The sequence below is a fragment of the Nitrobacter vulgaris genome, from assembly GCF_002028545.1.
Classification (GTDB): Bacteria; Pseudomonadota; Alphaproteobacteria; order Rhizobiales; family Xanthobacteraceae; genus Nitrobacter; species Nitrobacter vulgaris.
Genome location: NZ_MWPQ01000069.1, coordinates 42,366 through 64,335, shown reverse-complemented (window position 1 = coordinate 64,335; position 21,970 = coordinate 42,366). Strand labels below are relative to the sequence as shown.

Genomic DNA, 21,970 nt, shown 5'->3' with positions numbered 1-21,970 from the left:
AGCCGTGGATGCCAGACGACTAGGAGCGGCGTTTCGCTGTCCTCGTCAGTGGCGTTTCGCCAGCCGAAGGCTTTGGCAAAGAGGTGCCAGGGCATGGGGTCACCTCCACCCGACGAAGTCGGAGGGGCCACCGTAGACTTGGTGGCGCGCCTCATCGATCACGAAGCCGAAGCGTCCGACGTGATACTCGTCGGCCGGGACGAGGAAGCGGCGCTCCTCGGTCCCAGGCCCGCGCTTTCCGCCCGGAGTAGCAACGACTTCGACGAAGCCGCTCTCGTGCTTGGACGTGATGGCCGACACCACGATCCAGTCGCCCGCATGCGCATGCTCGAAGGTTCGGCGATCCTTCTCGTGGGACTCGCCCGGCTGCAGGATCGTGCCAAAGATCGTCTCCCAGGCGTCGGGCCAGCTGTTCTTGATGGTGCGCTCGGCGCAGCGCCGCTCGAACGCGGTGAAGAGATGTGGAAAGGTAATCGCGACGATCGTCCATTCGGCATCTTCTTCGTACCAACCATCCGTGGCGCGCAGCATGGGATGGACCTTGCGGTTTCGCTCGGCCGAGAGTTTGAAGCCGCCGTGAGCGGCCGTGGAATGCGAAGCGACACCCGCGGCATAGACGTTCGCGCCCTGCGAGGCGCCCCACGGCGTGTGGGCGCGCGAATGGACTTCGACGCGACCGAGCATCTTGCGCTCGCGCTGGTGCTCGGCGTTTTCGAGCACGCGGGCACGGAATGCTGCCTCGTCGGCGAGCTCGCCGGAATGGCCGTAGAAATCGCCGCGCGTCCATTCGTCCATCGGACGCGAGATGCGCCAGGCGGTGACGAGATAATGCCGGCCGTCGCGGGCCGGTGCCATCGCGAAGGTGGTGTCGCCGACACGTGCGACGAGAAGGTCGTCAGCGCTGCGGCCAAAAGAAACCCCCGGGGTTCCGGAGGCATCGTCGGGAGAGGGGGATGACGCGTTCACGCTGCAGTCCTCCCCTCGATGTCGGCCCCGACCTCGTCGGCCGTGACTTCTTGGCGCACGGCGTCGGGATAGCCGTGCCGCGTCAGCCACTCCTTCGCGTCGGCCTCGTTGGTGGCGAGATACACGAGCTCGGCGCCGTCACCGGCGCGGTCAAACACGCGGACCGAGCCGATGGCCGATCGTTCAACGATGGTGAAATGGAGCTTCGACTCCAGCGAGAAGGTGCGATGGACACGGATGGTGATGACGCCGCCGGCGCCATAATCAGCCTCATGCAGCGTGAAAGACGCTGACAGCGAGACATTGCCGACACCTCGCTCGCCCTGCTTCCGGATCAGGCGGCCCCGGCTGTTGTTGGTCTGCCAGGCCGCGAGCTTCTTGGTGAAGCGAGTCGGCGGCTGCGGCGTTACGTCGGACCAGGCGACGATCGAGCCGATGGGTGCGTTGTCGAAAATCGTGTGCGCGGACATTGTGTCCTCCATGTTTGCGCGAGCGTGAAAACAGAACCGCCGCCGGCATGGCCGGCGGCGGTAGATCATTTGGAAGAAGAAAGCGGGCGGCGTTATTAGGCCGCTTCCCTGAACGGCCCGACGTCTTCCCCGGTCGGGTCGTCGGCGATGCCGTCGATGTCCTCATAGACGCCATCCGCCTCATCTGCGACGTCGGCGGCCTTCGCGCTGGAGGCCAGCCATTCGGACAGCTTCGTTGCGTCCGGCGCAGAGTGTGCGGCGGGATGAACGAAGTGACGCTCCTTGAAATGCTCGACGAGCGCGGCGCGCGTATCCTTCACGCGCTGACGCGGCAGGACCGGCGTGTCCTTGCACGAGGCCTCGAGCCCCGGGCGCGACAGACACGACAGGAACTCCTCCGTGCCCATGTTCGGCAGGAAGCCATCCGCGCCGATCGTCTCTCCGGCGACGCGGGCGACGATGCCGCTGTTGGTGGCGTTCTCCCGGCACGAGAACACATCGGTCAACATGGCGCGCGCTGCGATGCGCAGCGTATCCATGTCGAAGGCGAGCTTGCCGTCGGCGTCGAACAGCACCGCCGCGTGCTTCGCGAGACGGTTGTGGCCGTAACTGACACCGCCTCCCGTCGTCACGGAGACGTTCTGGCCGGCGAAGGCGAGGATCAGCAGCGCCATCAGCGTGTCGTCCTCGATCGGTGCGCGGCCGAGGGCTTCGCGCAGCGCGTCGGTGCGGAAGTCGCCGATCATCTCGACGCCCGTGCGCGTCACATCGGGACGCGGCTTCGAGACCACGCCGACATCATCGGGAGCATTGTCCGATTCCGAAGCCGTCTTGCCCTTCGGCTTCTTCGCCGCAGGCATGCGGTAATGCGCCGTCTGCACGCGACCATCGCGATCGAGGTACATCGCGGTGCAATCGGACTTCGCCGGCTTGCCGTAGACGCGCTCGGCCTTCGGCGGCAGCTTTACCTCACCGTAGTTCGTGGTCTCGGCGATGATGCCCTTCTTCGGCAGGTTGTTCGCCATCCACTCCTGCTGCGCGCCGAGGAAGGCATCGACGTTGGTGGTGTAGCGGCTGTCCTCGTCGGCTGGCGCAAACAAATCCTCCACCCACTGGATGCCGTAGGCCTGCGCGAGGTCGTCGCCGAAGCTGGCGTGGCGCGCGAACATCCGGGTCTTCTGCAGCGCCTGGGCAACGCTCCACCACGACACCTGCGGATCGGCCTTCGACGGCTTGTGCTTCTTCCAGACCTCCTTCTGCTCGTCGAGCGATGCGGCGGCGATGGTGCGAAGCTGGCGCTCGTCGGGCATATCGCCCTTGGCCATGTGGTCGAGCATCGCCGGCAGCACGTTCGCCAGCAGGCGCAGCTTCCTGATCTGCCGCACCGGCAGCGCGAGCGCGACGCCGATCGCTTCTTCGGTCCAGCCGAGCGCGACCAGGCGCTCGATCGCACGCCATTGGTCGACAGGGTTCAGCGCCTCTCGCGCGATGTTCTCGATCATCGAGCGCAGGGCGCCGTTGTCGTTCGCCGCCTCGTCGACAAGCACGTCGATCTCCTCAAGACCGGCGGCGATCGCCTGCTTGACGCGGCGATGGCCGGCGTTGATGACGTAGGCGTTGCCGCCGCCGGTTTCCGGCGTGATCACCGGTGGCTGCACAATGCCGACGGCCTTGATTGTCGCCAGCAGCAAGGCGTCGGCCTGCGGCGTCGACTTCGTCTGACGCATGCGGTCGGGGTTCTCCTTCAGCGCGCGCGGGTCGACCTTGATGAGTTGCATGGGAACGCTCCTTTTGGGGTTGCGGACCGGCGCTGCCGGCCCTTTCTCGTCTTCTTCCCGAAGACACCTCCAGCCCCGCGGAGCGGGCGGGCCGGCGCAACTGCGGCGGAGCATCCCTGCCCGGCAGGACCAGCGGGGCGAGAGCCCTGCGCAGGACGACGGGGCCGGGATCGCGAGCGGCGCGGTTGAGCGTCAGCACCGGCGGCCCGCCCGATCTGCGAGCGGGCTAATCTCTCCCCGTCCTTCCCCGTCCTCCTTTCCCTCCACCTTGAATCCTCATATTTTGGCGCTATATTGCGTCATAACATGTGACAGGAGGCCGGATATGGGCCTGGTTCAGTTTGCCGATGACGGGTTTTTCGCCCCGAGCAAGATCGCCGAGGCGCTGCGCACCACGAGCGAGGAGGTCGCCCGCACCGCCGGGCTCGGCCGGGATGCGGTGCAGCGTAAAGAGCGGGTGCGCTCCGACCGGACGCAACGGCGGCTGCGCGAGATGGTCGAGGTCATCAACAAGGTTGAGCCACGCTTCGGCTCGGCGCTGATGGCCTACGCGTGGTATCGGTCCGAGCCCTTGCCGGGATTTTCCGGCCAGACGGCCATGCTGCTCGTGCGCAGCGGTCGCGCCGATGATGTGCTCGACTACATCGACGCGGTGGATGCGGGCGTTCACGCTTGACCACGACGATCCGGTTTCAGGGGAAGCTCTACCGGGCACTTAACCCAATCTACGCGCGCGAACCCTTGTCGGGCCGTGGAGCAGAACTCTATGGCGGCCGTTTCAATCCAAAGGGTGTGCCGGCACTCTATGCGTCGCTTTCGGTGATGACGGCATTGCGCGAGGCCAACCAGGTCGGCAACCTGCAACCGACGACGCTGGTGTCGTATGATGCCGACATCGCGCGTGTGTTCGACAGTCGCGACGACAGCGCACTATCGGCGCATGACATGGACGCCGCCGCACTCGCGGATACGACATGGCGTGACCAGATGAAAGCGGCCGGAGAGGCGAAGACGCAAGCCTTCGCCCGCAGGCTGATGGACACAGGTTATGATGCCTTGCTGGTTAGCAGCTTCGCGCCGGGCGCGACGGCGGAGGATATGAACCTTGTGGTGTGGCGATGGGGCGCCGATGCCCCGGCGCGGCTGATACTGATCGATGACGACAATCGCCTCGCGAGCCAGGCGATCGTTCCGTCCGGGACAAAATGACGATATGGACATTGTCGGTGCGGCACTGCAGGTCTTGAAGAGAGCGGAAGCACGCGGCTAAGCGGCGATCGCTTTCGCCTCGGCTGTACCCTCAATGTCAGCAGCAAGCGCCTCCTCGACCTCGGCGAGCTGCCGGCGTTTTTCGGCAAGCTCTCCGGCGAAGGCAAAGTCCCCGCCGTCGCGCGACTGATAGGCTGCAAAGCGGCGGCGTGCATCGGCGAGGCGCTGACGAAATCGTTCGCGCTCTCCGTTGAAATCATCCAGCGCATGTTCGAGCCGGGAGACTGCACCGAGCGGTGTCACCGTGACCGACAGATCGATCTCGTATTCGGCGGCGGTGCGCAACAGCAAGGTGCTGTAGCGATAGCCGTCGCGACCGAAGCGCTCGCCAGCATATTCGAGATCGAAGCCGCCGATCGAGGCGATCACGGTCTCGCCCTCCTGCTGAAGCTGCACCAGCGTCAGGATTTCCTTCATCAGCGCCCGGCCGGCCTCCTTGCGCTCGCCACAGGTCTTTCCGGTCACGATCATCGCAAAAGCCTCGCTCGTCGTCGGCACAAGGCGAGCAATGTCCTGTCCGATGTCCACGATACGCCGGGTCGAATATTCGATCTCGCGTTCGGCATCGCGAACCTGCCGGCGAACGGCATGCTGGTCGTCGATATGGGCTGCACGGAGCCGTTCGAGGCGTGCGAGGTCGGCTTCAAGTCCCGCCTTCTGCATCAGGCGCGGATCGCCCGACGCGATCGCCTTGGCCATGGCAAACTGGTTGGCCTGGCCTTCGCCAAGGTCCTCGAGCCGGCGGATCGAGGTGTCGCCCGAGAGCGCGGCGGCGATGAAGCGGGCCTTGCGTTCGTTGTTCTGCCACATCTGCGCATCGAGGCTGCCTTCAGTCGCGTAGGCGAAGATGTCGATTTCATCGTGCTGGTTGCCCTGTCGGACGATGCGCCCTTCGCGCTGCTCGATCTGCGAGGGCAGCCAAGGCACGTCGAGGTGATGCAGGGCCTTGAGGCGAAGCTGCGCGTTGACGCCTGTGCCCATCGTGTCGGAGGAGCCGATCAGGAAGCGGACCTTGCCGGCGCGCACGTCGCCGAACAGGCGCTGCTTCGCCTCCGATTTCTTGTAATCCTGCATGAAGGCGATCTCGGACGCCGGCACGCCCATGCGGACCAGTTCGTCGCGAACCCAGCGGTAGGCCGAGAAGCCTCTGGTTTTTTCGACACTGATCGTGCCGAGATCGGAGAAGATCATCTGCGCTGCGCCCGGCAACTCGAAGGGTTTGCCGTCCGGGCGCACATAGGTGCTTTCTGCCGTCTCCTGCCAGATGCGCAGGGCATTGCCGACGAGCAGGTTCAGCTTGTTGTCCGCTTCGTTGTCACTGTCCGGGTCGACCAGGCGCAGGTCGATTGCGGCATGGCGGCCGTCAGTGATGACAGAGAGAAGAATGTCGTCGCCCGGCTGCGGGGGCCGATCGCGCTGCTCGATCGCTTTGATGCGCTCGCCGAGCAGGGTCTGGTAGCGCTTGAATGCCGATGAGGGCTTCGCGGTGAGGATCTGGCGCCTGCCGGTCGAGATCGAGGGCACCCGCACGTACTGGCGCAGGTCCTCCGGCGTCACGACGTCCGCGAAGCTGCGGAACATGGCGATCAGCTCCGGCACGTTGACGAAGGTGGCGAAGCGCGCGACGGGCTTGTATCTGCCGGAGGGCTGCAGCTCGAGTTCGGTCGAGACGTCGCCGAAGGTCGAAGCCCAAGCGTCGAATTCGTGCAGCCCGCGCTCGTGGAGGGCCGCATATCCCAGATATCGCTGAACCGAGAACATCTCGCCGAGGGTATTCGTAATCGGCGTGCCGGAGGCGAGCACCAGCGCGCGGCCGGGGTTTTTGGTCTCGACGAAGCGCGACTTCACATAGAGGTCCCAGGCGCGCTGCGAGCCGTTCGGATCGACGCCCTTCAACGTCGACATATTGGTGGCGAAGGACAGCTTGCGAAACTCTTGCGCCTCGTCGACGATGATCTGGTCGATCCCGATCTCGGAGATGGTCAGGAGGTCGTCCTTTCGGGTCGCAAGTGATTCCAACCGCTCCTTCAGGCCCTCCTTCAGTCGCTCGAGCCGCTTGCGCGAGACGCGGTCATCGCTTTCGACCTTGATGAGCAGGGTCTCATAGAGCTCCAGCTCGTCCTGGATCATCTGCTGCTCGAACGCCGACGGCACGGCGATAAAGCGGAACGCAGAGTGCGTGATGATGATCGCGTCCCAGGTCGCGGTCGCCGCACGCGACAGGAAGCGATGCCGCTTGGCTAAAGTGAAGTTGTTCTCGTCGGCGACGAGAATGCGGGCGTTCGGATAAAGCGCCAGAAACTCGCGAGCAGCCTGGGCCAGGCAATGGCCGGGAACGACGAGCATGGCCTTGGCGATCAGGCCGAGCCGGCGCTGCTCCATGATGGCGGCGGCAAAAGTCATCGTCTTGCCGGCGCCGACGGCGTGCGCGAGGTAGGTCGATCCTGCCGAGACGATGCGCCAGATGCCGCGCTTCTGGTGTTCATAAAGAACAAAGGCGCCAGAGGCGCCCGGGAGCTTCAGATGCGAGCCGTCGAAGGCGCGTGGCGCGATGTTATTGAACCTGTCGTTATAGACGCGCGCCAGACGGTCGGTGCGATCGGGGTCGGACCAGATCCAGCGCTGGAAGGCGTCCTTGATCCTCGAGAGTTTCGTCTTTGCAGCCTCGGTGTCGATAACATTGAGGATACGGCGCTCGCTGTCGCCGTCCTTGATGATGTCAAAGATCTGCGGAACCCGGCTGTTCAGCGCATCGGCGAGCAGCTCGCCGGCGTGCCGGCGATCAGTGCCCCATTCGGACGTGCCGGCCGCCATCCATCCGAGCTGGCGCGCCTCGACGGTCCAGGAGGCGAGTTCCGGCATGTGATGGATCTTGATGTCGGCGTCCATCGTCTCCTTTACGAAGGCGACGATATCGGCGGCCGGAATCCACGGCGCGCCGAGGCGCGCAGTGATGTCGGAAGGGTTGAGATCGGCCGGCTGTACGCCTTGCAACGTAATGACGTTGCGCTCGTAGGACGGATCGAGCGCGGCCGCGGCCTCCGCCGCCTTCAGCTTGTCGCGGACAGGGCCGGAGAGGTACGAGTCGGCCGTGTGCCACGAGCCATCGGTCGGATCGCGGAAGATGGCGCTGCCGAGTTCGGCGACGACATCCTCGGTGTCGCGATGCAGCAGCTCGGCGATGTGATCAATATCGACACGACCACGCTCGTTCAGCACCACGGCCAGCGCGTCGGCCGCGCTGGTGATCACCGGCGCAAGCGGCGGCGCGATCACCCGCTCGGTGAAGAGCGGACCGGGCTTCGCCGTGTTGGTCTCGAGGTCGTAGTCCTCGATCGAGGCCACGAGCCAGCAGTCGGGGTCGTCGAGGAAGGGCTGGACGTTGGGGCGGCGGTGCGTCTCGCGCACTTCGCCCGTCTCTTCGTCCTCCATCATGGAGACGGTCGTGAAATTGATCGGACCGAAGTCGCGCACGAAGTTCGACCAGGCGATGCGCAGCCTGACCTGCGCGTCTTTCCACGGCCGGTCGAGCTCTTGGCACCTCAACACTTCGCGCACGGCATCGCGGATCGGGATCAGCTTCCGGATGATGCGGACATGCTTCTCCGGGATGCCTTCGGCGCTGCGCCCTTTGCGCGCTTTCACTGCGACGGGCTCACCGTCGAGGACCTGCATCAGGCCGTGGGCCTTGTCGAAGAAGTAGCTGCCCTCGCGGACATGGCGTTCGGCGGGCAGATCGACGTTAGACGAATCGCCGGCTTCTTCCAGGTCGGGATCGATCACCTCAGGCTCGCCGTCGTAGACGGCTTCCGGAAGGAGACCGACCGCTGCCGCGACTGCGGTCTCGAGGTCCACGCTCTCGCGCCGCAGGCAGGTGTAGGCCTCGCCGAAGGGACCGGAGGCAAGCGCATGTTCGCCGAGCACGAACTCCGGATGCCGTGCGAACCAGCGGTTCACGCGGATGGCGCCCTCATCGGCTGTCGCCGGTCGCACCTCATCGAGGTCGAGCCAGAACATATTGCCTTCCGCGTCGCCGAGCTTGCGCTTGCGGAAGAACAGGAGGTCGACGACGACATCGGTGCCGGCGCTGGCGCGGAAGCTGCCTTCGGGCAACCGGATCGCGGCGATCAGATCGGCTGACTTCGCAATATGCTCGCGCGCCGAGGCATCCGCCTTGTCCATCGTGCCTGAGCTCGTGACGAAAGCGGCGAGGGCACCCGGCTTCAGGAGATCGATCGAGCGCGCAATGAAGTAGTCGTGCAAACGCAACCCCATCGACCGATAGGCACGGTCTGACCGCACAGTGCGGTCTGAGAACGGCGGATTGCCGATGGCGAGATCGAAGCTTGCCGGCAGCTCGGTGCGCGCAAAGTCCGCGGGGACAATGCGCGCCCGCGGCTGCAACAGACGCACGATGCGCGCCGTGACCGGATCGAACTCGATGCCCGTCACATGCGAAGCCTCGCGAAGCCCCTCCGGCATCAGCGCCGGAAACAGGCCGGTGCCGATACCGGGCTCGAGTACGCGGCCGCCGCGCCAGCCGAGACGTTGCAGTCCCAACCAAATCGCCCGGACGATAAACTCCGGCGTGAAGTGCGCATACTGCGTGCAGCGCGCCAGCGAGGCATGGTCGAGATCCCCGACCGCATCCTGCAGGTCCTCGCCGATTGCCTCCCAGCCCTTGCGAAACTCGGCCTCGCCCGGACGCCGGAATACGAAGTTCGCAAGTTCGGACGCACCGAATCCGGTGAAGCGGATCAGCTCCTCCTGCTCTTCAAAGGTGGCCGATCGGTCGTCGGCCTCAATGGCGGCAGCGAGGCGGATCGCCGCGATGTTGTCGCGGGCGCGGTCCTTCCAGCCCTTCGCCAGCGCGCGGTCACCAGCGAGAGAGAAATTATCGCCTTTCGCGCGACGCGTGGATGATGTCGAATGCGCGACCGCCGCGACCGGGAGTGCAGGGGCCGGCGTCGACGGATCGGAATCGTCGTCATCGTCCGACTCGGCAGTACACCCGCCTGCGAACGCGGTGACACCGAGACCGAGGCCCGAGGAAAGCGCTGTGTTGCCAAAGAGGTCGAGGGTGAAGGGATCGTCTTGCGCCATGAAAGTTCTCCTTGTGGTGAAGGCGCGCGCCATCGGCCCGCCGAGTTGCCTCGGTCGGTTCGATCGTCACGGGGGGTCGGGTTGCGAGCGCTAGCGCGCCATGAGCGACAGCGAGACGTCGGTCTCGCTCAACTGCACGCGCAGATGCGTGAACCGGAAATCGCGATTGATGAGAGGGATGAGTTGCTCTGCGTCGATGAACTCGATCCCGTCGTCACCGCCGAAGTGGCGGCGCTTGTAGTCGAACCAGTCCGGATTGCCGACCGGATGGCATTCCTCCGAATAGACCACAAACGGGCGATCTCCTCGGCAAGCTTGCCGTTCGACATGATGTAGACGCCGTTGTCGCCGACCAGCCAGAGGCCGGATCTCTCGCCCTGACCGGGCTTGAGGCCGTAATACGGATTGCGAAACCCGCCATTGGCGGCGGCGTCGAACTGTCCGCGTTCGATCACCACGCGGACGGACGGGACGGGGAAAGTGAACATCGCCGCCTCCCTCACGCCGCTTGTCGCTCAGGCAGGAGCAGGTGCACCGGCAGCTTCGCTGAAATCTCCGCCTCGGTGAGCTGGTCGAGAAGCTTCAGCACGGTACCGCGCTGACCGCCGTAGCACAGCACCGTGCGCGCGCCGCGCAGATCCTCAGCGAAGCGTTCGCCCGCGTAGCCGCGGTAGTCGTCGTGTGTGCTCGACCAGATGTGCTCGAGCCGCTCTTCGCGCGTCATCGCCTTCACCGGCCGCGATTCCCGTTCGATGATCGCAACGCGCATGCGGTCGGGCGAACTCTTGTCGGCAAGATCGCAATATCCGTGGAAATAGCGTGGGGCGCCGTCAATCGTCAGCGAGAGGAAGACACTGGTGACGCTGCCGGTGAGGAATTCGCGCATCGTGAACATGTCGCCACGCATCCAAAGCGGCGGCAGGATCTCGAACATATGGTCGTGCTCGGCCTGGCCGATCTCGAACCATTCACCGCGATAGAGAGCGCTGGCGTCATCCTCGCAGCGGTTCGGCCGCTGCGCGTGGCGATCGAACATGCGGAACATCTGCCGGCGATCGGCGATGCCTTGGTAGACCTTGCGGACGGATAAGAGGGTCATGGGCGGGCTCCTTCAGCCTCGTCGGGCTGGAGCGCGGCTCACCCCTTCGGCTCGCCATCCTCTTCAACCCTTCTGACCCTCCTTCGCGGCCGCCTCTCCGGTCCGGCGGGTCAAGGGCCGCGTAGCGGGCGGAGCTTCCCTTGACGCGCCGGCCGGGCATGCGGCACGTCATTCCTCCTTTCCAGGTTCCTTCTTTCTCCTTCACCCCTGCATGACGCTGCTCGGCGCTCCTAATGGCGGCGAGGGCGGCCTTGAACAACGCAGAGCCTCGCTCCTCTGAGAGGTCCGCCGAGGCGGTCACCACTAGGCACGCGCCATGAATGTCCTCGTCAGCGATGACGTTCCGGCGACAGCGTAACGGCGTCGTCATTCGCGATCGTCTTATCTGCACCAGGGGGGGGGGCGCGCCACCCCAGCGCCGGCGCGCACCCGAAGCAGCAACGGCCGGGATGCGACCTGCATCACCCGGCCTCGGCGAATGGTTTGTGCACCGGCCGGGCGAGAAGGACTTTCAGGTCCTCGTTCCAGTCGTCGGCGCGCGGCCGCGAGCGCGCGTAGGCAGCCCCCATCTCGGCTGCGATCGCTCGAATGCGCTCTGCGTAGACGTCGCCCTGTCGGTTGTTGTCGGTAGCAGCGACGAGCCGGGTGCCCGGGCGTTCTGCGATCCGCCTGATGGCTTGCTCGCTCGCCGGCGACCACCCGCCGCCGGTGCTGACATAGAGCGAGTCTGGCCGCAGCACCTGGATGGCCGCGAGGCTCATCGCGTCGATCGCCGCTTCGGTGACGCAGATCCGCGGCGCCGCCAAGGGACCGAGCCGGAAAAGCTCCTTGGCCCCGCCGGTGGCGAAGCCGCGCCACTGCGGGCCGCGTTCCTCCCACCCCAGAAGCGCGCCGTCGCCATCGCGGTGTGCTGCCCACATGCTGCCGTGCGGTCCTTCGCGCAGCAGGTCCTGCTGGACCGCCGTCGCGACGATGGTCTCGGGGATTCCGCGTTCTCCTGTGAGATAGCGCCACGTCGCCGAACCAGGCCGAGGACGGACGCGGCGCGCCCAGCGGTCGGCGGCCGAGTGGACCGGTGTGGGCCGGCTCTGCCGCTCCCACGCGGGTGTCGTCGGAACGAACCCGACGAGGGCGGCGACGCACGCGCAGGCTTCGGCGAAGCCACGGGCGCCCAGGTGCTCGGCCAGGTCGAACACATCGCCTTTCGCCGTGGACAGCGGGTCGAACCAGCCGCGTCCCTCGTGGATCACGATGACGATCTTCACATCGCGGCGGTACTTCACGGCGCGGCGCGTGCTTTCCTTCACGTCGACTTTCCAGCCATCATCCTCGAGCAGCGCGGCGCAGCCGACCCTGCTTCTCAATTCCTCGATTTCGGTTTTCTCCATAGTCTTCACTACGCGGGCATCCCGCCCGGTCCTTTCTTCGGTTGACGCCCCTCGCCACACCGCGACGGGACGCCACCCGCCTGCCGCGAAGCGTGCCGGATGCAAGGGCGCGCTGGCAAGTCGTTGCGATGATTTCGTTTCGACCGCGGCGCAGCCTCCCTTGCATCGGGCGCCGCGCCAGCGGCACCGGTCGCCCGGCTCAATGAGCCGGGGACCACGGGTCGTACTCGTGGACGATCGAATCTTCTTCGCCGTCGTACTCGCTCGCGACCATCACGCCGAACGCGTCGTCGACCTGGAAGAGCACCACGGGCACCATCAAGGTGCGGGCGAGGTTGAAGGCGTTTTCCTGGGCGAGGTTGAGATTCTGCGACATCGTGAGGCTCCCGTCTTGGGGCGGGGACCATCCCCGCTCGACAGGCGCCGACGTGTCCGGGCGCGGCCGCGGTCACCTCGCAGGCGAAGCCGGAGAGGTCGCACGCTTGCGTAGCGAACCCCTTGATGTGGTGGAACGGCCCGCTCCGACAGCATCAAAGTGCTAACGTGGTCGTTGTTGCAAACGCCACAAGGAGGGACCGTTCCGTGAAAGAAGTTACCACTATTGGGCTGGACTTGGCCAAACAGGTTTTTCAGGTTCATGGCGTCGATGCTGATGGCGCACCACTGTTCAACCGAAAGCTGCGACGCGCAGAAGTTTTGCGCTTCTTTGAAAGACTGCCGCCGTGCCTAGTCGGGATTGAGGCATGCGCGAGCGCGCACTACTGGGCGCGGGAGATCTCAGTTTTCCGCCATGACGTTAAACTGCTACCGCCTCAATATGTGAAGCCGTTCGTCAAGCGCGGCAAGACCGATGCCGCCGATGCGGAGGCCATCAGCGAGGCGGTGACGCGGAAGACCATGCGCTTCGTGCCGGTCAAGACGGCTGAGCAGCAAGCTGCGGTGATGGTTCTGAAAACGCGCGCCCTGCACGTGCGCCAGAGAACCCAGGCAATCAATGCCCTGCGTGCCCATATGGGCGAACTGGGCATCATCGCTCCAACCGGCATCGCCAACGTCAAGGCCCTGGCAGCCATCATTCGGGATGAGGATGATGCGCGACTACCTCCCGCCGCGCGCTTCGCCCTCACCGAAATCGTCGATCAAATCGAAATGCTTGCCGCGCGGATTGACAAGCTCGAACGTGAAATTGTCGTGCAAGCTCGTCGAGACGACGATATGCGGCGCCTTACGACAATCCCCGGCGTCGGAGCCATCATCGCAACCGCCGTCAAGGCGTTCGTTCCCGATCCCGCTGGCTTCAAATCAGCGCGCCACTTTGCTGCATGGATAGGATTGACCCCGAAAGCCCATTCGAGCGGAGGTAAAGAACGGCTTGGTCAAATATCGAAAATGGGCAATCGGGACTTGCGATCATTGCTAACGACCGGAGCAGCATCTGTGCTTCGCCATGTTCGATATCATGACAGAGTATGGCCCTGGTTGAAGGGCATGCTGGGCCGACGGCCATTTAAGGTGGTGGCAGTCGCTCTCGCCAACAAGATCGCCCGGATGATCTGGGCGTTGCTGAACAAAGGTGGAGTATATCGCAATCCTATTACGGCGGATTCAGCTCCTGCATAGGTCGCAGCCGCCGACACGAGCTGCCCGGCAACTGCCGGCATGAGCGAGGTGCACAACAGACGATGAACCACGGGACGAAATCCCGAAACAGGCCAGGCCGAAACCCGTGACGCGCACAAAGCGCGCCCCCTTGATCCAGCCACCTGCTTCGCGGACTTCATCGAGGCCAGCGGTCAACCACCGCGCAAGTAGGCCGGACATATGACCGCACCGTCCTCATGTGGTGAAATCGACTGAAATGTATCCTTGCACCGCGGGCCGTTCCACATATGCGGGTTGATCGTGGAAGGCCGTGCCCGGACCAAGGAAAGCCCATTCGAGAGCGGGAGGTCCTTCCCCGGACGGTGCGCCGAACATCACAGTCTCAACGCTGACCAGTCGCCGGCGCCACTCTCACGCGTGCGCGCAAACCGGCAGTGATTGTAGATCGGACTCTGCGCTGACACCACAGGCGCAGACTCGGTGCAGGACACACTTCCACCGATCGCCGGGATAGCCCTCGATAGCGCTATTGCCGTCCGACGACCCCGGACCACGCTTTAGCCGCGGCTTCATGCGCATCGTGGTCGATGAGGCGGGCCTCCGGCGTTCGCTACCACGACCGCCAGGTCGTGGTGCTGCGGCCGTCCGACTGGGCGCACTGGATTCTATCTGACACGCCCCGAGTCCGAGCTGCTGCGTCCGCTGTCTCCAGACTCGCTCGGCGTCGAGACGGTGCGGACTGGCCGCGATAGCGCGGCCGACTGAGTCCAGCCCGGGGCTTCGCCTGCCACCCCGCCCGCGTGGTGCGCCCTGATTTCCGCTGTGGTGCAAGCCTTTGCATCGGCATCGCGGTCGGCTGCTTTACCGAATGCATCTGGAACGCGGCCCCGCAAGGGGTTATGAGTCGTGCGGGGCGGTACGCGCCGCCCTGGGGCGTGGAAACCCCTACGAACGGTTTGGTGCCGGCCGTTACGGCGCCGCACTCCTTGACCTTATGGTCGGGGAGCCTGTGGCGCATGCAACAGGTTCACCCGAACTAAAGGCCACAGGGCCGTTTCGTACGGTTTCCAACTCCCCGATCACCAAGAGTCACCGAGTTTGTTTGCGGGGGCGTACCGCAAACACTGTTTTCGCCGGGAGAGATCGAGTGGCCAAGGCAGGGGAGCGACGCGACAGCGCGCTCGAGTCGCAGGCGGTCTCAGCCCACCGCGCCTACGTCGAGGCGCTGGCGTCATGGGAGCGCGCGCTCCACACAGCGAGTTGCCCGGCCTGCTGGCCCGAGGGCACAACCGAGGAGCAGCACCTTCTCCGTTGCGCATCTGCCGAGGCCGAGAAGGAGCGCCGGCGCGTTGTCTTCCGCGATCTATGCGACGAGCTCGGCTACCTGCCCGACGGCCACGGCGTCGCTCTTCCGCCTGAGGGTTGCCCATCGGCCTCCGGCGCCGGCTAGCCCAAGCCTGCCTTTGCGGTCTTTGGCACGGCGTCTGCAATACGGAACTCTCGCTGGCAATGGTCTTTTCTGACCATACCGGCACCGCGTCATGCGTGGCGAAGTCGTCTTGTCTAACAAAGCCGAGGAGTCATCGATGCTCACGGTCATTCCCGACTTGGACATCCGCCGTCACGCTGCGCCGATTGACCAGGCTTTTCGTTTCGCCACGGTCGAGAAGAAGGGCCGGGAGGAGGACCTGCGCCAGCCTGACGGCCTCGAGCACGACAGTTCGACATTCGCGAAGCGCATCGGCGCGGCGAGGTCGTCGTGCTGCCGATATCCTTAAGCCGCGAGACACTCAAGGCGACCCAGGCCGGCAGCGCGAGACCGCCTTTCGGACGCAGTGTGCCCGCAGCCGGGTGAACGAAAACGAGTGCGAAAGGAGATGCCTGTGATTCGGACCGCCGACACCAAAATCATCGCCCGCGAACTGCACGCCCGCTACGACCACCTGAGAGCGGTCACCCTGATCGGCAGGACGCTGCAGAAAGCCCTGTTCGCCGGCCGCTCGGACGAGGTCGTATTTTGGGCGCTGGTGCATGCGCACTATCGCGGCGGCGATCTCTGCGCTGCGATCGAGGAGCAGCTGAACTTTTTCGCGCCCTTCATCATCCGCGAGCCGTCCGAGGTGAATTGACCGCGCGGCCGCCTAGACGTCGGTCGGGTTCACGATGATCGATGCGCTCGAAGCTGTCGGCGGGTTGGCGGCGATGCCGGTCGTGGTCGGAAAGTCGCCCGGCCCGGAGGGACCGCAGACGACTTGACCATCCTGGCAGTTCGGATCTCCCATCGCGCGCGCATTATTGGCCATCTTGCAAATGGTCGTGCCGTTGATGTCGGCGAATCCGGAGCATTTGCCTGAATTCAGCATCTTCTGGCAATTGCCGGTACCGAGTTGGATGCACGCCGCGATCAAGCTGGCGTCGACCTTCTGGCCATCGAAGGTCGACATCGAGGCGAGGTGCCGGACGGCAGGCGAGTTGTAGCCGTCGTTGGTCAGCCTCGCCCAAGAATCGACCTGGTCCTGCAACGACATGCAGCCGTAGCCGGCTCGGTCGGTCCCAGCGTACTTCTGGACGTTGGCATTGTTGAGCTGGAAGATGCCGGTGCAGCAGCTGCCATTGTAGTTGCCTTTGTTGCCGCCCGACTCGAAGCGACCCAGGCCGCCAAGCGAGCATGACGTTCCCTTGAGGTCGTCCCGTAGCGGGGAATTTCTTACGGCGTCGGTGATATCCTGGGCGGAGTAGTTGGTGCGCTCGCAGTATTGCCCCGCCGTCGCCTGCTCGGCTCCAAGCCACAGAAAGCCCGCGTAAAAGACAAACGCCAACAGCAGGCTGACGAGACGCGTGCGCATGGTTTCCTCCGCATCCTGGGGCGTCACTTCAGGGAGTACGTCCGCGCGCAACTCGGCACATCGCGGCCTCCGATGGTGGTGCGGAAGCTGATCGTGCCCGCGGCCGGGTCGTAACGCGTGTAGGAGTTGTCGTTGCGGTTTTTCGCTGGAAGGTCGGGGTCGGTGTGGTCCGTGTAGCAGCCGGTGTCTGACTTGATGGTCAGGACCTTGCCGTTCTCGATGGTCACGATGCGCAGAGGGCAGGTCGACGGTTCGATCCCGGCGCCCTTGTCGTTGGCCCCGCTTTCGCAAGCACGCGAGAGCGCCGTGCTGACGATGATGGTGCGGTCGCCGTCGCGATAGGTCGATGCGAGCGCGGTCACCAGCGCGTTTTTGCCGCCGAGGGGTCGCTTGAGCTCGGTGGTCACGTAGGCGTTGGCCTCGCGGATCACGTCGGGCCAGACCAGCGTCTGCAGCGGGTCGGTCGTCGACGGAACCTGGAAACTGTAATAGCTCATCGCCTGCCAGCCATCGGCAGATTGATCCTGCGCGGCTGCAACACCTGGAATGGCGAGCAGCGCGATGATCGAAACAGTCAACTTGAATCGCATCGAAGCCTCCTGATGCTGAGATTGCCGATCAGCATGACACGGCCGCGAGCGCGGTCCAGGCCGCGCGCCAGCGCGCCCCGAAGGGGTCGCCTTGGCGGCGCCGTCAGCGGGTGTGGCACCATGATGGATGGATGGGCAGCGTTTCATGGCGGATAAAGGGCGATGTTTTGTGAGCAGCCATCGACGGCCTGATGATCGATGATGAGGCCGGCTTTCACGGTCTTGGTGGCGACGTCGTAGGACGCGTAGGAAGCAGCCTGCGGCGTCACGCTCGCCCCGGCGACGGGCGAAGCGAGTTCGAGGAAGCAGGCGTGGCCGCCGTCGAGGGTGCGGACCTGGAGTCCCTCGTAGATGGCGATTCGCAGCGGGCAGCGTTTTACGGTGGCGCCGGCGGCCGCGCGCAGTTCCTTGAGCGTGCAGCCGGTGACCGTGTTGAGGATTGAGAGCACGACGGATTTCGTGGAACTCCAGATCACGAAATGCGCTTCCGTGGCGGGCGCATTACCATCGGAGAATCTCTGGTCGCCACGCGCCTTGTAGGCGCGGTTGTTGGCATCGACGGCGTCTTTCCAAATGTCCAGGTAGGTCGCGGTCTGCGGTGACGGCTTTTGAAGGTCCGCATATGACATCGGCCGCCAGGCCCCTGGGTCGGGCGTTAGCGATTGCGCGTGAGCGCCAATGGAAAGATCGACCATCATTGCCCCCGCGATCAAGACGCGTGCAAAGCGCCCAGGATGACGAAAAAGCGCGCACGAAATATACCGACATCTAATATAGTGTCTTTGCTTTGTCGACACCAGCGCATCGCACACGCCCGCCTCCTATTCGTAGCGCGGACGGCCGGGGACCCACCACCAGAAGTCCTTGGGCGACCGCTCGCGATTGCGCCACGGCACAGCACTGCGTGGCGGATAGACGGGCTGCATGTTCCAGACGGCCCCGTAATAGTAGAAGTTTGCCGTCTCGCGCCGTGTACGACGCCCCACGCTGTCCAGGAAATCCGTCGCGCAATGGACCACGGGCCCGTGGTAGCGCGTCACCCGCGCGGTTTGTTCGTCAATCGCGCCCGGCTTGCAGCCGAACAGCCAAATCGAGGTGGGGTAGGTATGATCCGCCGGCGCTGTTGCGAGCAGACGACGATAGGCCGCGTTTGCCTCGGGCTGCGTCGGATACGGAAATCGTTCCGTCAGAACCGGCGCGAAGGTTGAACGGTCGCGGGCATATTCCAGGCGACCCGGCTTCACCTGCTCGGGGCTGTAAAGCGGCTCCGGTATCGGCAGACCATTGTCGACGACGGGCGCAGCCGGGGCGCAACCGGCCAGCGCAATCAACAATGGTGTCACCAGATAAGGGTGTCGCCGGATCATGGTATTGCCTCGCCGCGCGCCATCGGTTGCAACTTGACGTCACGGCTGGCGCGCCAGTCCCACGGCATCTGGAAGGTGCTCGACCACAAGCCACGGTACGCTTTGCGCGCTTCCTGCTCGGCCAACGCATAGCTGCGAATCCCAGGATCGTCTTGCGAAGCCGGGATCGCCACCGCCACCCCTTCACGAACCATGTCGGCGGCAATGTCGGGATGACCGGCGGAGGCGCAGCGTACCAGGTGTTCGCTGGCCTCATCGCGCAGCGTGGCGCAAGCCAGCCACGTGTTCAGTGTCGCGGTCACAAGCCACGCCGTCGCCATCGTGCCGCAGGGCCAGGCCTGCCGGCCAAGGCGTGCGGATTGATCGGGCGCGCAGGTGTCGATTCCGTAGAGCCGATAGGCTTCGTGCGTTTCGATATCGCGGAAGCGCGTGCCGTCGATCACCTCGACGCGCAACGGCGGCGACTGGACGGCGGCCTTGGGAGAATAAACGCCAGGTGAGGTGGCAGGGGTTTGAGCCAACCCCACCTGGCTGCCGAACACTGCAAAGCCCGACACCATCCCAAGAACGAGCTTACGCGGCAACATCGTCGCGCGATCCAAGATCGAGCTTGTGGAAGACGTTGGCGATAATGTCTGTCGTGTAGACGGTTTCGCCATCCTTCTTATAGGAACCGTCGGCAATCCGGCATTCGGCGTAGACCGCGTCGCCCTTGGCGATGTTCGCGATCGCCCATTCGGCAGCCTTTTCATTGAGGATCGTGACCGTCACCCAGTCTGTTTCCTCGCGGCGCTCGCCTTTGCCGTCGGTCCAGGCGCGATCGGTCGCGACATTGATCTTGGCCGCCTTGTTGAAGGCCTTCGGCGCCTGGCCGACCCGGCCACGCAGGATGAACAGGTTTGTGGTTCTCAAGGTTAGTCTCCTTCATTACTGGCTGGACTCTGCGGGAGTTGGCGGTTGCGATGGCGGCGGCGTAGGCGGGCGCGCCTGTTCGTGAAGCGCGCGCAGGATGATCGCGTTCGGATCGGGCAGGTCAGGGAACGCCCACAAGCCTGCCTTGGCGCGCTGCGCAACAAGCTGCGCGACGAAATATGGGGCGTGGACGGGCTGACCGTCCGGCTTCAAAGCGGCGAAGGCGAATCCAGTCGCGACCAAGGCTGTGCCGAGATCAATCCGCGATCCGGCGCCCGCGCCGGCCACACGCGTCGCGACACAGAAGACGAAGACGGTCTTGGTTTCCGGCTGCTCGGCGGCATCATAGCATTGCGGCCGCAGATCGCGGGTGAGCGCCACCAGCATCGCGAGCGAAGCCTCGCCGCAATCGCGTTCAAGACCATGGGCGTTGGTGAAGCTGGTGCCACGAAGGCAGGACTGCACACCATACAGTCGGTAGGTCACGCCGGCTGCGGACCAACTGTCGCCAGTGAGATAGAGCGCACTCGCCGGCACCGGGAACCAACGAGAGGCCGGTGCCTCCGCGAACGCCACATTGAGCGTGAGTAATGGTGCAACGATTCCGGCAACGACGTGGGCGCGCCTCATCTCAAGTCACCCTGCAGGGAGAAGTAGAAGCGTTGGGTGGCGTTCGCCGTGCTGATGTCGATGGAGTAGGGAGCGCTGTGCGGATCGCGCGCCGTCGATGGATAGGTCGTGGTGCAGCCGCCATCGCCGCCGGAACAGATCTGTTGCGGCTTCGAGACGTCGGCGCAAAGATTGCCGTTGGGCGCCGCGGACACACCGACTCCGCTGTCGGACCCTGAGTTAACCGGGGTCAATTCCGCCGGACACGCTTGGTAAGACTCATAGCCGAATCCACTGGCGTTACCCTCAGAACAGGACGGCCAGCCGCCGCCTTTCGCCAACTGGCGGAACAAGGTCTGCATGACCGGTAGGCAATAGGGGATGCCCGACCAGCCCCGCGCGGCCGCGGCGGCACACAGCAACACCTTGCACCCAAAGGACGCATTTCGCGCGTGCGCGCGCTCGGCGCCAGGCGCACACGAGAGGCCGACGGCCACCGACAGGGCTGCACTGCGCTTCATCCAACCTCCGGGAGTGAGAGCAGGGGACACATCGCTTATCCTGTTGCCAACCTATCAACATCTAATATATTGTCTATTGGAAAATGAAAATGGGGTGGCATGTCGATTCGCATCACGGCGATCGGGTTCAGCGTCCTGGCGGCTTTCGGCGGCGCGCATGCGCGGGACATCGGGAAGCCGGCCCGCCTCGCTGCCGTCGATGCCATGGGCAGGGTGCTTCCCGTTGAGTCTCCCCCGGCTTCGATCGAACGCATCGACAGCACCTTTGCCGCCATCGCGCCCTGCGCGGGCGTCAAGGCGATAGCGCCCGGCGACGCGCGCGCCCTCGTCGTGCGCATCGCGATGGAGGAGAATTTTTATCCCGACTTCGTCCAGGCGGTCGCCAAGAACGAAAGCCACTTCAATTCGATCGCGCTTTCAGACAAAGGCGCATTCGGCTTGATGCAGTTGAAGCCGGAGACGGCGCAACGCTTCAAGGTTAACCTCTGCGACCCCGCCGACAATGTCCGAGGCGGCGTTCGCTTTCTCCGCGCCCTGCACGACAAATATCGGAATCCGTTCTTCATCCTCGCCGCTTACAACGCCGGCGAGGGCGCGGTGGAAGAGAACCGCGGCGTCCCCCCATTCCCCGAAACAGTGCGCTTCGTGGCGCAGGTCATCAACGACTTCTACACCTGGCCGGAGCCGGGGAGCGCGAGCCGTCCTGGCCGACGCACTGCTGTCGGACAGCCGGATCTGATCGAGCCGGGAACGCCAGGCGCCGCCGCGGCTTCGCCGACCAAGACGGCACCGGAAGCGCACTGGAACGACGGATTCGTCATGCATGTCGACTGAAACGGAGGATGGGATGAGGAGATCGGTATCGCACTGGCCGCTTGCCGGAATGCTCTTGGTGATGAACATCGCTGAGGCGGCGGCGCAGTCGAGCGGTGGAACGTTGCAACCGGTGCAGTCGACGTTGACCCAACTGGTGTCGGCGCTGACCGGGCCGATCGCGACCGCGCTTGCCACGCTTGCCGTCATCGCCTGCGGTTTCTTCGCCTGGTCCGGGCGCCTGACCTGGGGCATCGCCGGCAGCGTCATTTTCGGGATCGTGCTGGTGTTTGGCTCCGCGCAGATCGTCCAGTTCTTCCAATCGGCGGTCGGACAGTGACGGAGAATGAGCTCGAGGATCCGCTGATCACGCCCCTCGTCAAGGCGTTGACGCGGGCGCCGACGCTGATGGGCGTGCCGTACATGTACTTCATGTTCAACGGCGTGGCCTCCAGCGTGTGCTTTTTGATCTCGCACAATCTCTTCCTGCTGTTGGTGGCGATCCCGCTGCACCTGTTCGGCTTCGTCATGACACTGCGCGACGACCGCATCTTCGAAATCCTGTTCGTCAAATCCACCAAATGTCCGCCCCGCTCGCGCGCCTTCTGGGCCGCAGACAGTTACTCGGCTTGAGGTG

Annotated in this window: 24 protein-coding genes and 1 pseudogene; 9 read left to right on the top strand and 16 right to left on the bottom strand. The window is 64.6% G+C overall.

Annotation, left to right across the window (positions count from 1 at the left end; genetic code table 11):
* Positions 1 to 99: 99 nt before the first annotated feature.
* The 3 genes from B2M20_RS18125 to B2M20_RS18115 all read right to left on the bottom strand — a co-directional run bounded on the left by B2M20_RS18125 (position 100) and on the right by B2M20_RS18115 (position 3,214).
* Positions 100 to 966 carry a DUF7007 domain-containing protein gene (locus B2M20_RS18125; RefSeq protein ID WP_079448407.1) on the bottom strand — a complete coding sequence of 289 codons (867 nt, stop codon included), beginning with the start codon at positions 964 to 966 and terminating at the stop codon, positions 100 to 102.
* Positions 963 to 1,436, bottom strand: coding sequence for a hypothetical protein (locus tag B2M20_RS18120; protein WP_079448428.1), 474 nt, complete (start codon positions 1,434 to 1,436; stop codon positions 963 to 965). The genes B2M20_RS18125 and B2M20_RS18120 overlap by 4 nt, the downstream gene beginning before the upstream one ends.
* A 95-nt stretch (positions 1,437 to 1,531) precedes the next feature.
* Positions 1,532 to 3,214: a ParB/RepB/Spo0J family partition protein gene (locus tag B2M20_RS18115; RefSeq protein WP_079448406.1), complete on the bottom strand. Its 1,683-nt coding sequence runs from the start codon at positions 3,212 to 3,214 to the stop codon at positions 1,532 to 1,534.
* Positions 3,215 to 3,539: 325 nt separating this feature from the next.
* Between B2M20_RS18115 and B2M20_RS18110 the strand changes: the two genes are divergently transcribed.
* Entirely contained in the window at positions 3,540 to 3,890 is a 351-nt protein-coding gene (locus B2M20_RS18110) for an antitoxin Xre/MbcA/ParS toxin-binding domain-containing protein (protein WP_079448405.1), read from the top strand.
* 8 nt (positions 3,891 to 3,898) lie between these two features.
* Positions 3,899 to 4,423, top strand: coding sequence for an RES family NAD+ phosphorylase (locus B2M20_RS18105; protein ID WP_079448427.1), 525 nt, complete (start codon positions 3,899 to 3,901; stop codon positions 4,421 to 4,423).
* Positions 4,424 to 4,480: 57 nt separating this feature from the next.
* On the opposite strand, the gene B2M20_RS18100 is transcribed toward B2M20_RS18105, so the two are convergent.
* The 5 genes and pseudogenes from B2M20_RS18100 to B2M20_RS19830 form a co-directional block, all read right to left on the bottom strand.
* Positions 4,481 to 9,586, bottom strand: a complete 5,106-nt coding sequence (locus B2M20_RS18100) for an Eco57I restriction-modification methylase domain-containing protein (RefSeq protein ID WP_079448426.1) — start codon at positions 9,584 to 9,586, stop codon at positions 4,481 to 4,483.
* Positions 9,587 to 9,676: 90 nt separating this feature from the next.
* Positions 9,677 to 10,074, bottom strand: a pseudogene (locus B2M20_RS18095) (DUF3085 domain-containing protein).
* Between the two features lie 11 nt (positions 10,075 to 10,085).
* Positions 10,086 to 10,685: a DUF1419 domain-containing protein gene (locus B2M20_RS18090; RefSeq protein ID WP_079448404.1), complete on the bottom strand. Its 600-nt coding sequence runs from the start codon at positions 10,683 to 10,685 to the stop codon at positions 10,086 to 10,088.
* Positions 10,686 to 11,146: 461 nt separating this feature from the next.
* The gene (locus B2M20_RS18085) at positions 11,147 to 12,073 is read right to left on the bottom strand and encodes a DUF3991 and toprim domain-containing protein (RefSeq protein ID WP_079448403.1); all 927 of its coding nucleotides are present in this window, start codon (positions 12,071 to 12,073) and stop codon (positions 11,147 to 11,149) included.
* 199 nt (positions 12,074 to 12,272) lie between these two features.
* Positions 12,273 to 12,449 (bottom strand): hypothetical protein, encoded by a 177-nt coding sequence (locus tag B2M20_RS19830; protein ID WP_173816067.1) that lies wholly within the window; start codon positions 12,447 to 12,449, stop codon positions 12,273 to 12,275.
* A gap of 206 nt (positions 12,450 to 12,655) precedes the next feature.
* Here B2M20_RS19830 and B2M20_RS18080 point away from each other — a divergent pair, with 206 nt between their 5' ends.
* From B2M20_RS18080 to B2M20_RS18065, 4 genes are all read left to right on the top strand, one after another.
* Positions 12,656 to 13,693 carry an IS110 family RNA-guided transposase gene (locus tag B2M20_RS18080; RefSeq protein WP_079448402.1) on the top strand — a complete coding sequence of 346 codons (1,038 nt, stop codon included), beginning with the start codon at positions 12,656 to 12,658 and terminating at the stop codon, positions 13,691 to 13,693.
* Between the two features lie 1,129 nt (positions 13,694 to 14,822).
* On the top strand, positions 14,823 to 15,125 hold the full coding sequence (locus B2M20_RS18075; RefSeq protein WP_244553591.1) for a hypothetical protein: 303 nt from the start codon (positions 14,823 to 14,825) through the stop codon (positions 15,123 to 15,125).
* Between the two features lie 136 nt (positions 15,126 to 15,261).
* Positions 15,262 to 15,453, top strand: a complete 192-nt coding sequence (locus B2M20_RS18070; RefSeq protein WP_139372956.1) for a hypothetical protein — start codon at positions 15,262 to 15,264, stop codon at positions 15,451 to 15,453.
* Between the two features lie 105 nt (positions 15,454 to 15,558).
* Positions 15,559 to 15,804 carry a hypothetical protein gene (locus B2M20_RS18065; RefSeq protein ID WP_079448425.1) on the top strand — a complete coding sequence of 82 codons (246 nt, stop codon included), beginning with the start codon at positions 15,559 to 15,561 and terminating at the stop codon, positions 15,802 to 15,804.
* A 12-nt stretch (positions 15,805 to 15,816) separates the two neighbouring features.
* Here B2M20_RS18065 and B2M20_RS18060 read toward each other — a convergent pair whose 3' ends face one another.
* The 8 genes from B2M20_RS18060 to B2M20_RS18025 form a co-directional block, all read right to left on the bottom strand.
* Complete coding sequence (locus tag B2M20_RS18060; protein ID WP_079448424.1) at positions 15,817 to 16,521, bottom strand: hypothetical protein; 705 nt, start codon at positions 16,519 to 16,521, stop codon at positions 15,817 to 15,819.
* A gap of 23 nt (positions 16,522 to 16,544) precedes the next feature.
* Positions 16,545 to 17,099 carry a hypothetical protein gene (locus B2M20_RS18055; protein ID WP_244553590.1) on the bottom strand — a complete coding sequence of 185 codons (555 nt, stop codon included), beginning with the start codon at positions 17,097 to 17,099 and terminating at the stop codon, positions 16,545 to 16,547.
* A gap of 155 nt (positions 17,100 to 17,254) precedes the next feature.
* A complete protein-coding gene (locus B2M20_RS18050) occupies positions 17,255 to 17,806 on the bottom strand; it encodes a hypothetical protein (RefSeq protein ID WP_244553589.1) in 552 nt (183 codons plus the stop codon).
* Between the two features lie 126 nt (positions 17,807 to 17,932).
* The gene (locus tag B2M20_RS18045) at positions 17,933 to 18,478 is read right to left on the bottom strand and encodes a hypothetical protein (RefSeq protein ID WP_079448399.1); all 546 of its coding nucleotides are present in this window, start codon (positions 18,476 to 18,478) and stop codon (positions 17,933 to 17,935) included.
* Complete coding sequence (locus tag B2M20_RS18040) at positions 18,475 to 19,065, bottom strand: thermonuclease family protein (protein WP_079448398.1); 591 nt, start codon at positions 19,063 to 19,065, stop codon at positions 18,475 to 18,477. Before B2M20_RS18040 ends, B2M20_RS18045 begins: the two co-directional genes overlap by 4 nt.
* Complete coding sequence (locus B2M20_RS18035) at positions 19,052 to 19,390, bottom strand: single-stranded DNA-binding protein (protein ID WP_079448397.1); 339 nt, start codon at positions 19,388 to 19,390, stop codon at positions 19,052 to 19,054. Before B2M20_RS18035 ends, B2M20_RS18040 begins: the two co-directional genes overlap by 14 nt.
* Before the next feature lie 15 nt (positions 19,391 to 19,405).
* On the bottom strand, positions 19,406 to 20,020 hold the full coding sequence (locus B2M20_RS18030; RefSeq protein WP_079448396.1) for a thermonuclease family protein: 615 nt from the start codon (positions 20,018 to 20,020) through the stop codon (positions 19,406 to 19,408).
* Positions 20,017 to 20,520, bottom strand: a complete 504-nt coding sequence (locus B2M20_RS18025; RefSeq protein ID WP_079448395.1) for a hypothetical protein — start codon at positions 20,518 to 20,520, stop codon at positions 20,017 to 20,019. The genes B2M20_RS18030 and B2M20_RS18025 overlap by 4 nt, the downstream gene beginning before the upstream one ends.
* Before the next feature lie 99 nt (positions 20,521 to 20,619).
* On the opposite strand from B2M20_RS18025, the gene B2M20_RS18020 reads away from it, so the two are divergent.
* The 3 genes from B2M20_RS18020 to B2M20_RS18010 are packed head-to-tail and all read left to right on the top strand — an operon-like array spanning position 20,620 to position 21,966.
* On the top strand, positions 20,620 to 21,354 hold the full coding sequence (locus B2M20_RS18020; protein ID WP_079448394.1) for a lytic transglycosylase domain-containing protein: 735 nt from the start codon (positions 20,620 to 20,622) through the stop codon (positions 21,352 to 21,354).
* A gap of 13 nt (positions 21,355 to 21,367) precedes the next feature.
* Positions 21,368 to 21,673 carry a TrbC/VirB2 family type IV secretion system protein gene (locus tag B2M20_RS18015; protein ID WP_079448422.1) on the top strand — a complete coding sequence of 102 codons (306 nt, stop codon included), beginning with the start codon at positions 21,368 to 21,370 and terminating at the stop codon, positions 21,671 to 21,673.
* A complete protein-coding gene (locus B2M20_RS18010) occupies positions 21,670 to 21,966 on the top strand; it encodes a VirB3 family type IV secretion system protein (RefSeq protein WP_079448393.1) in 297 nt (98 codons plus the stop codon). The genes B2M20_RS18015 and B2M20_RS18010 overlap by 4 nt, the downstream gene beginning before the upstream one ends.
* Positions 21,967 to 21,970: the final 4 nt, after the last annotated feature.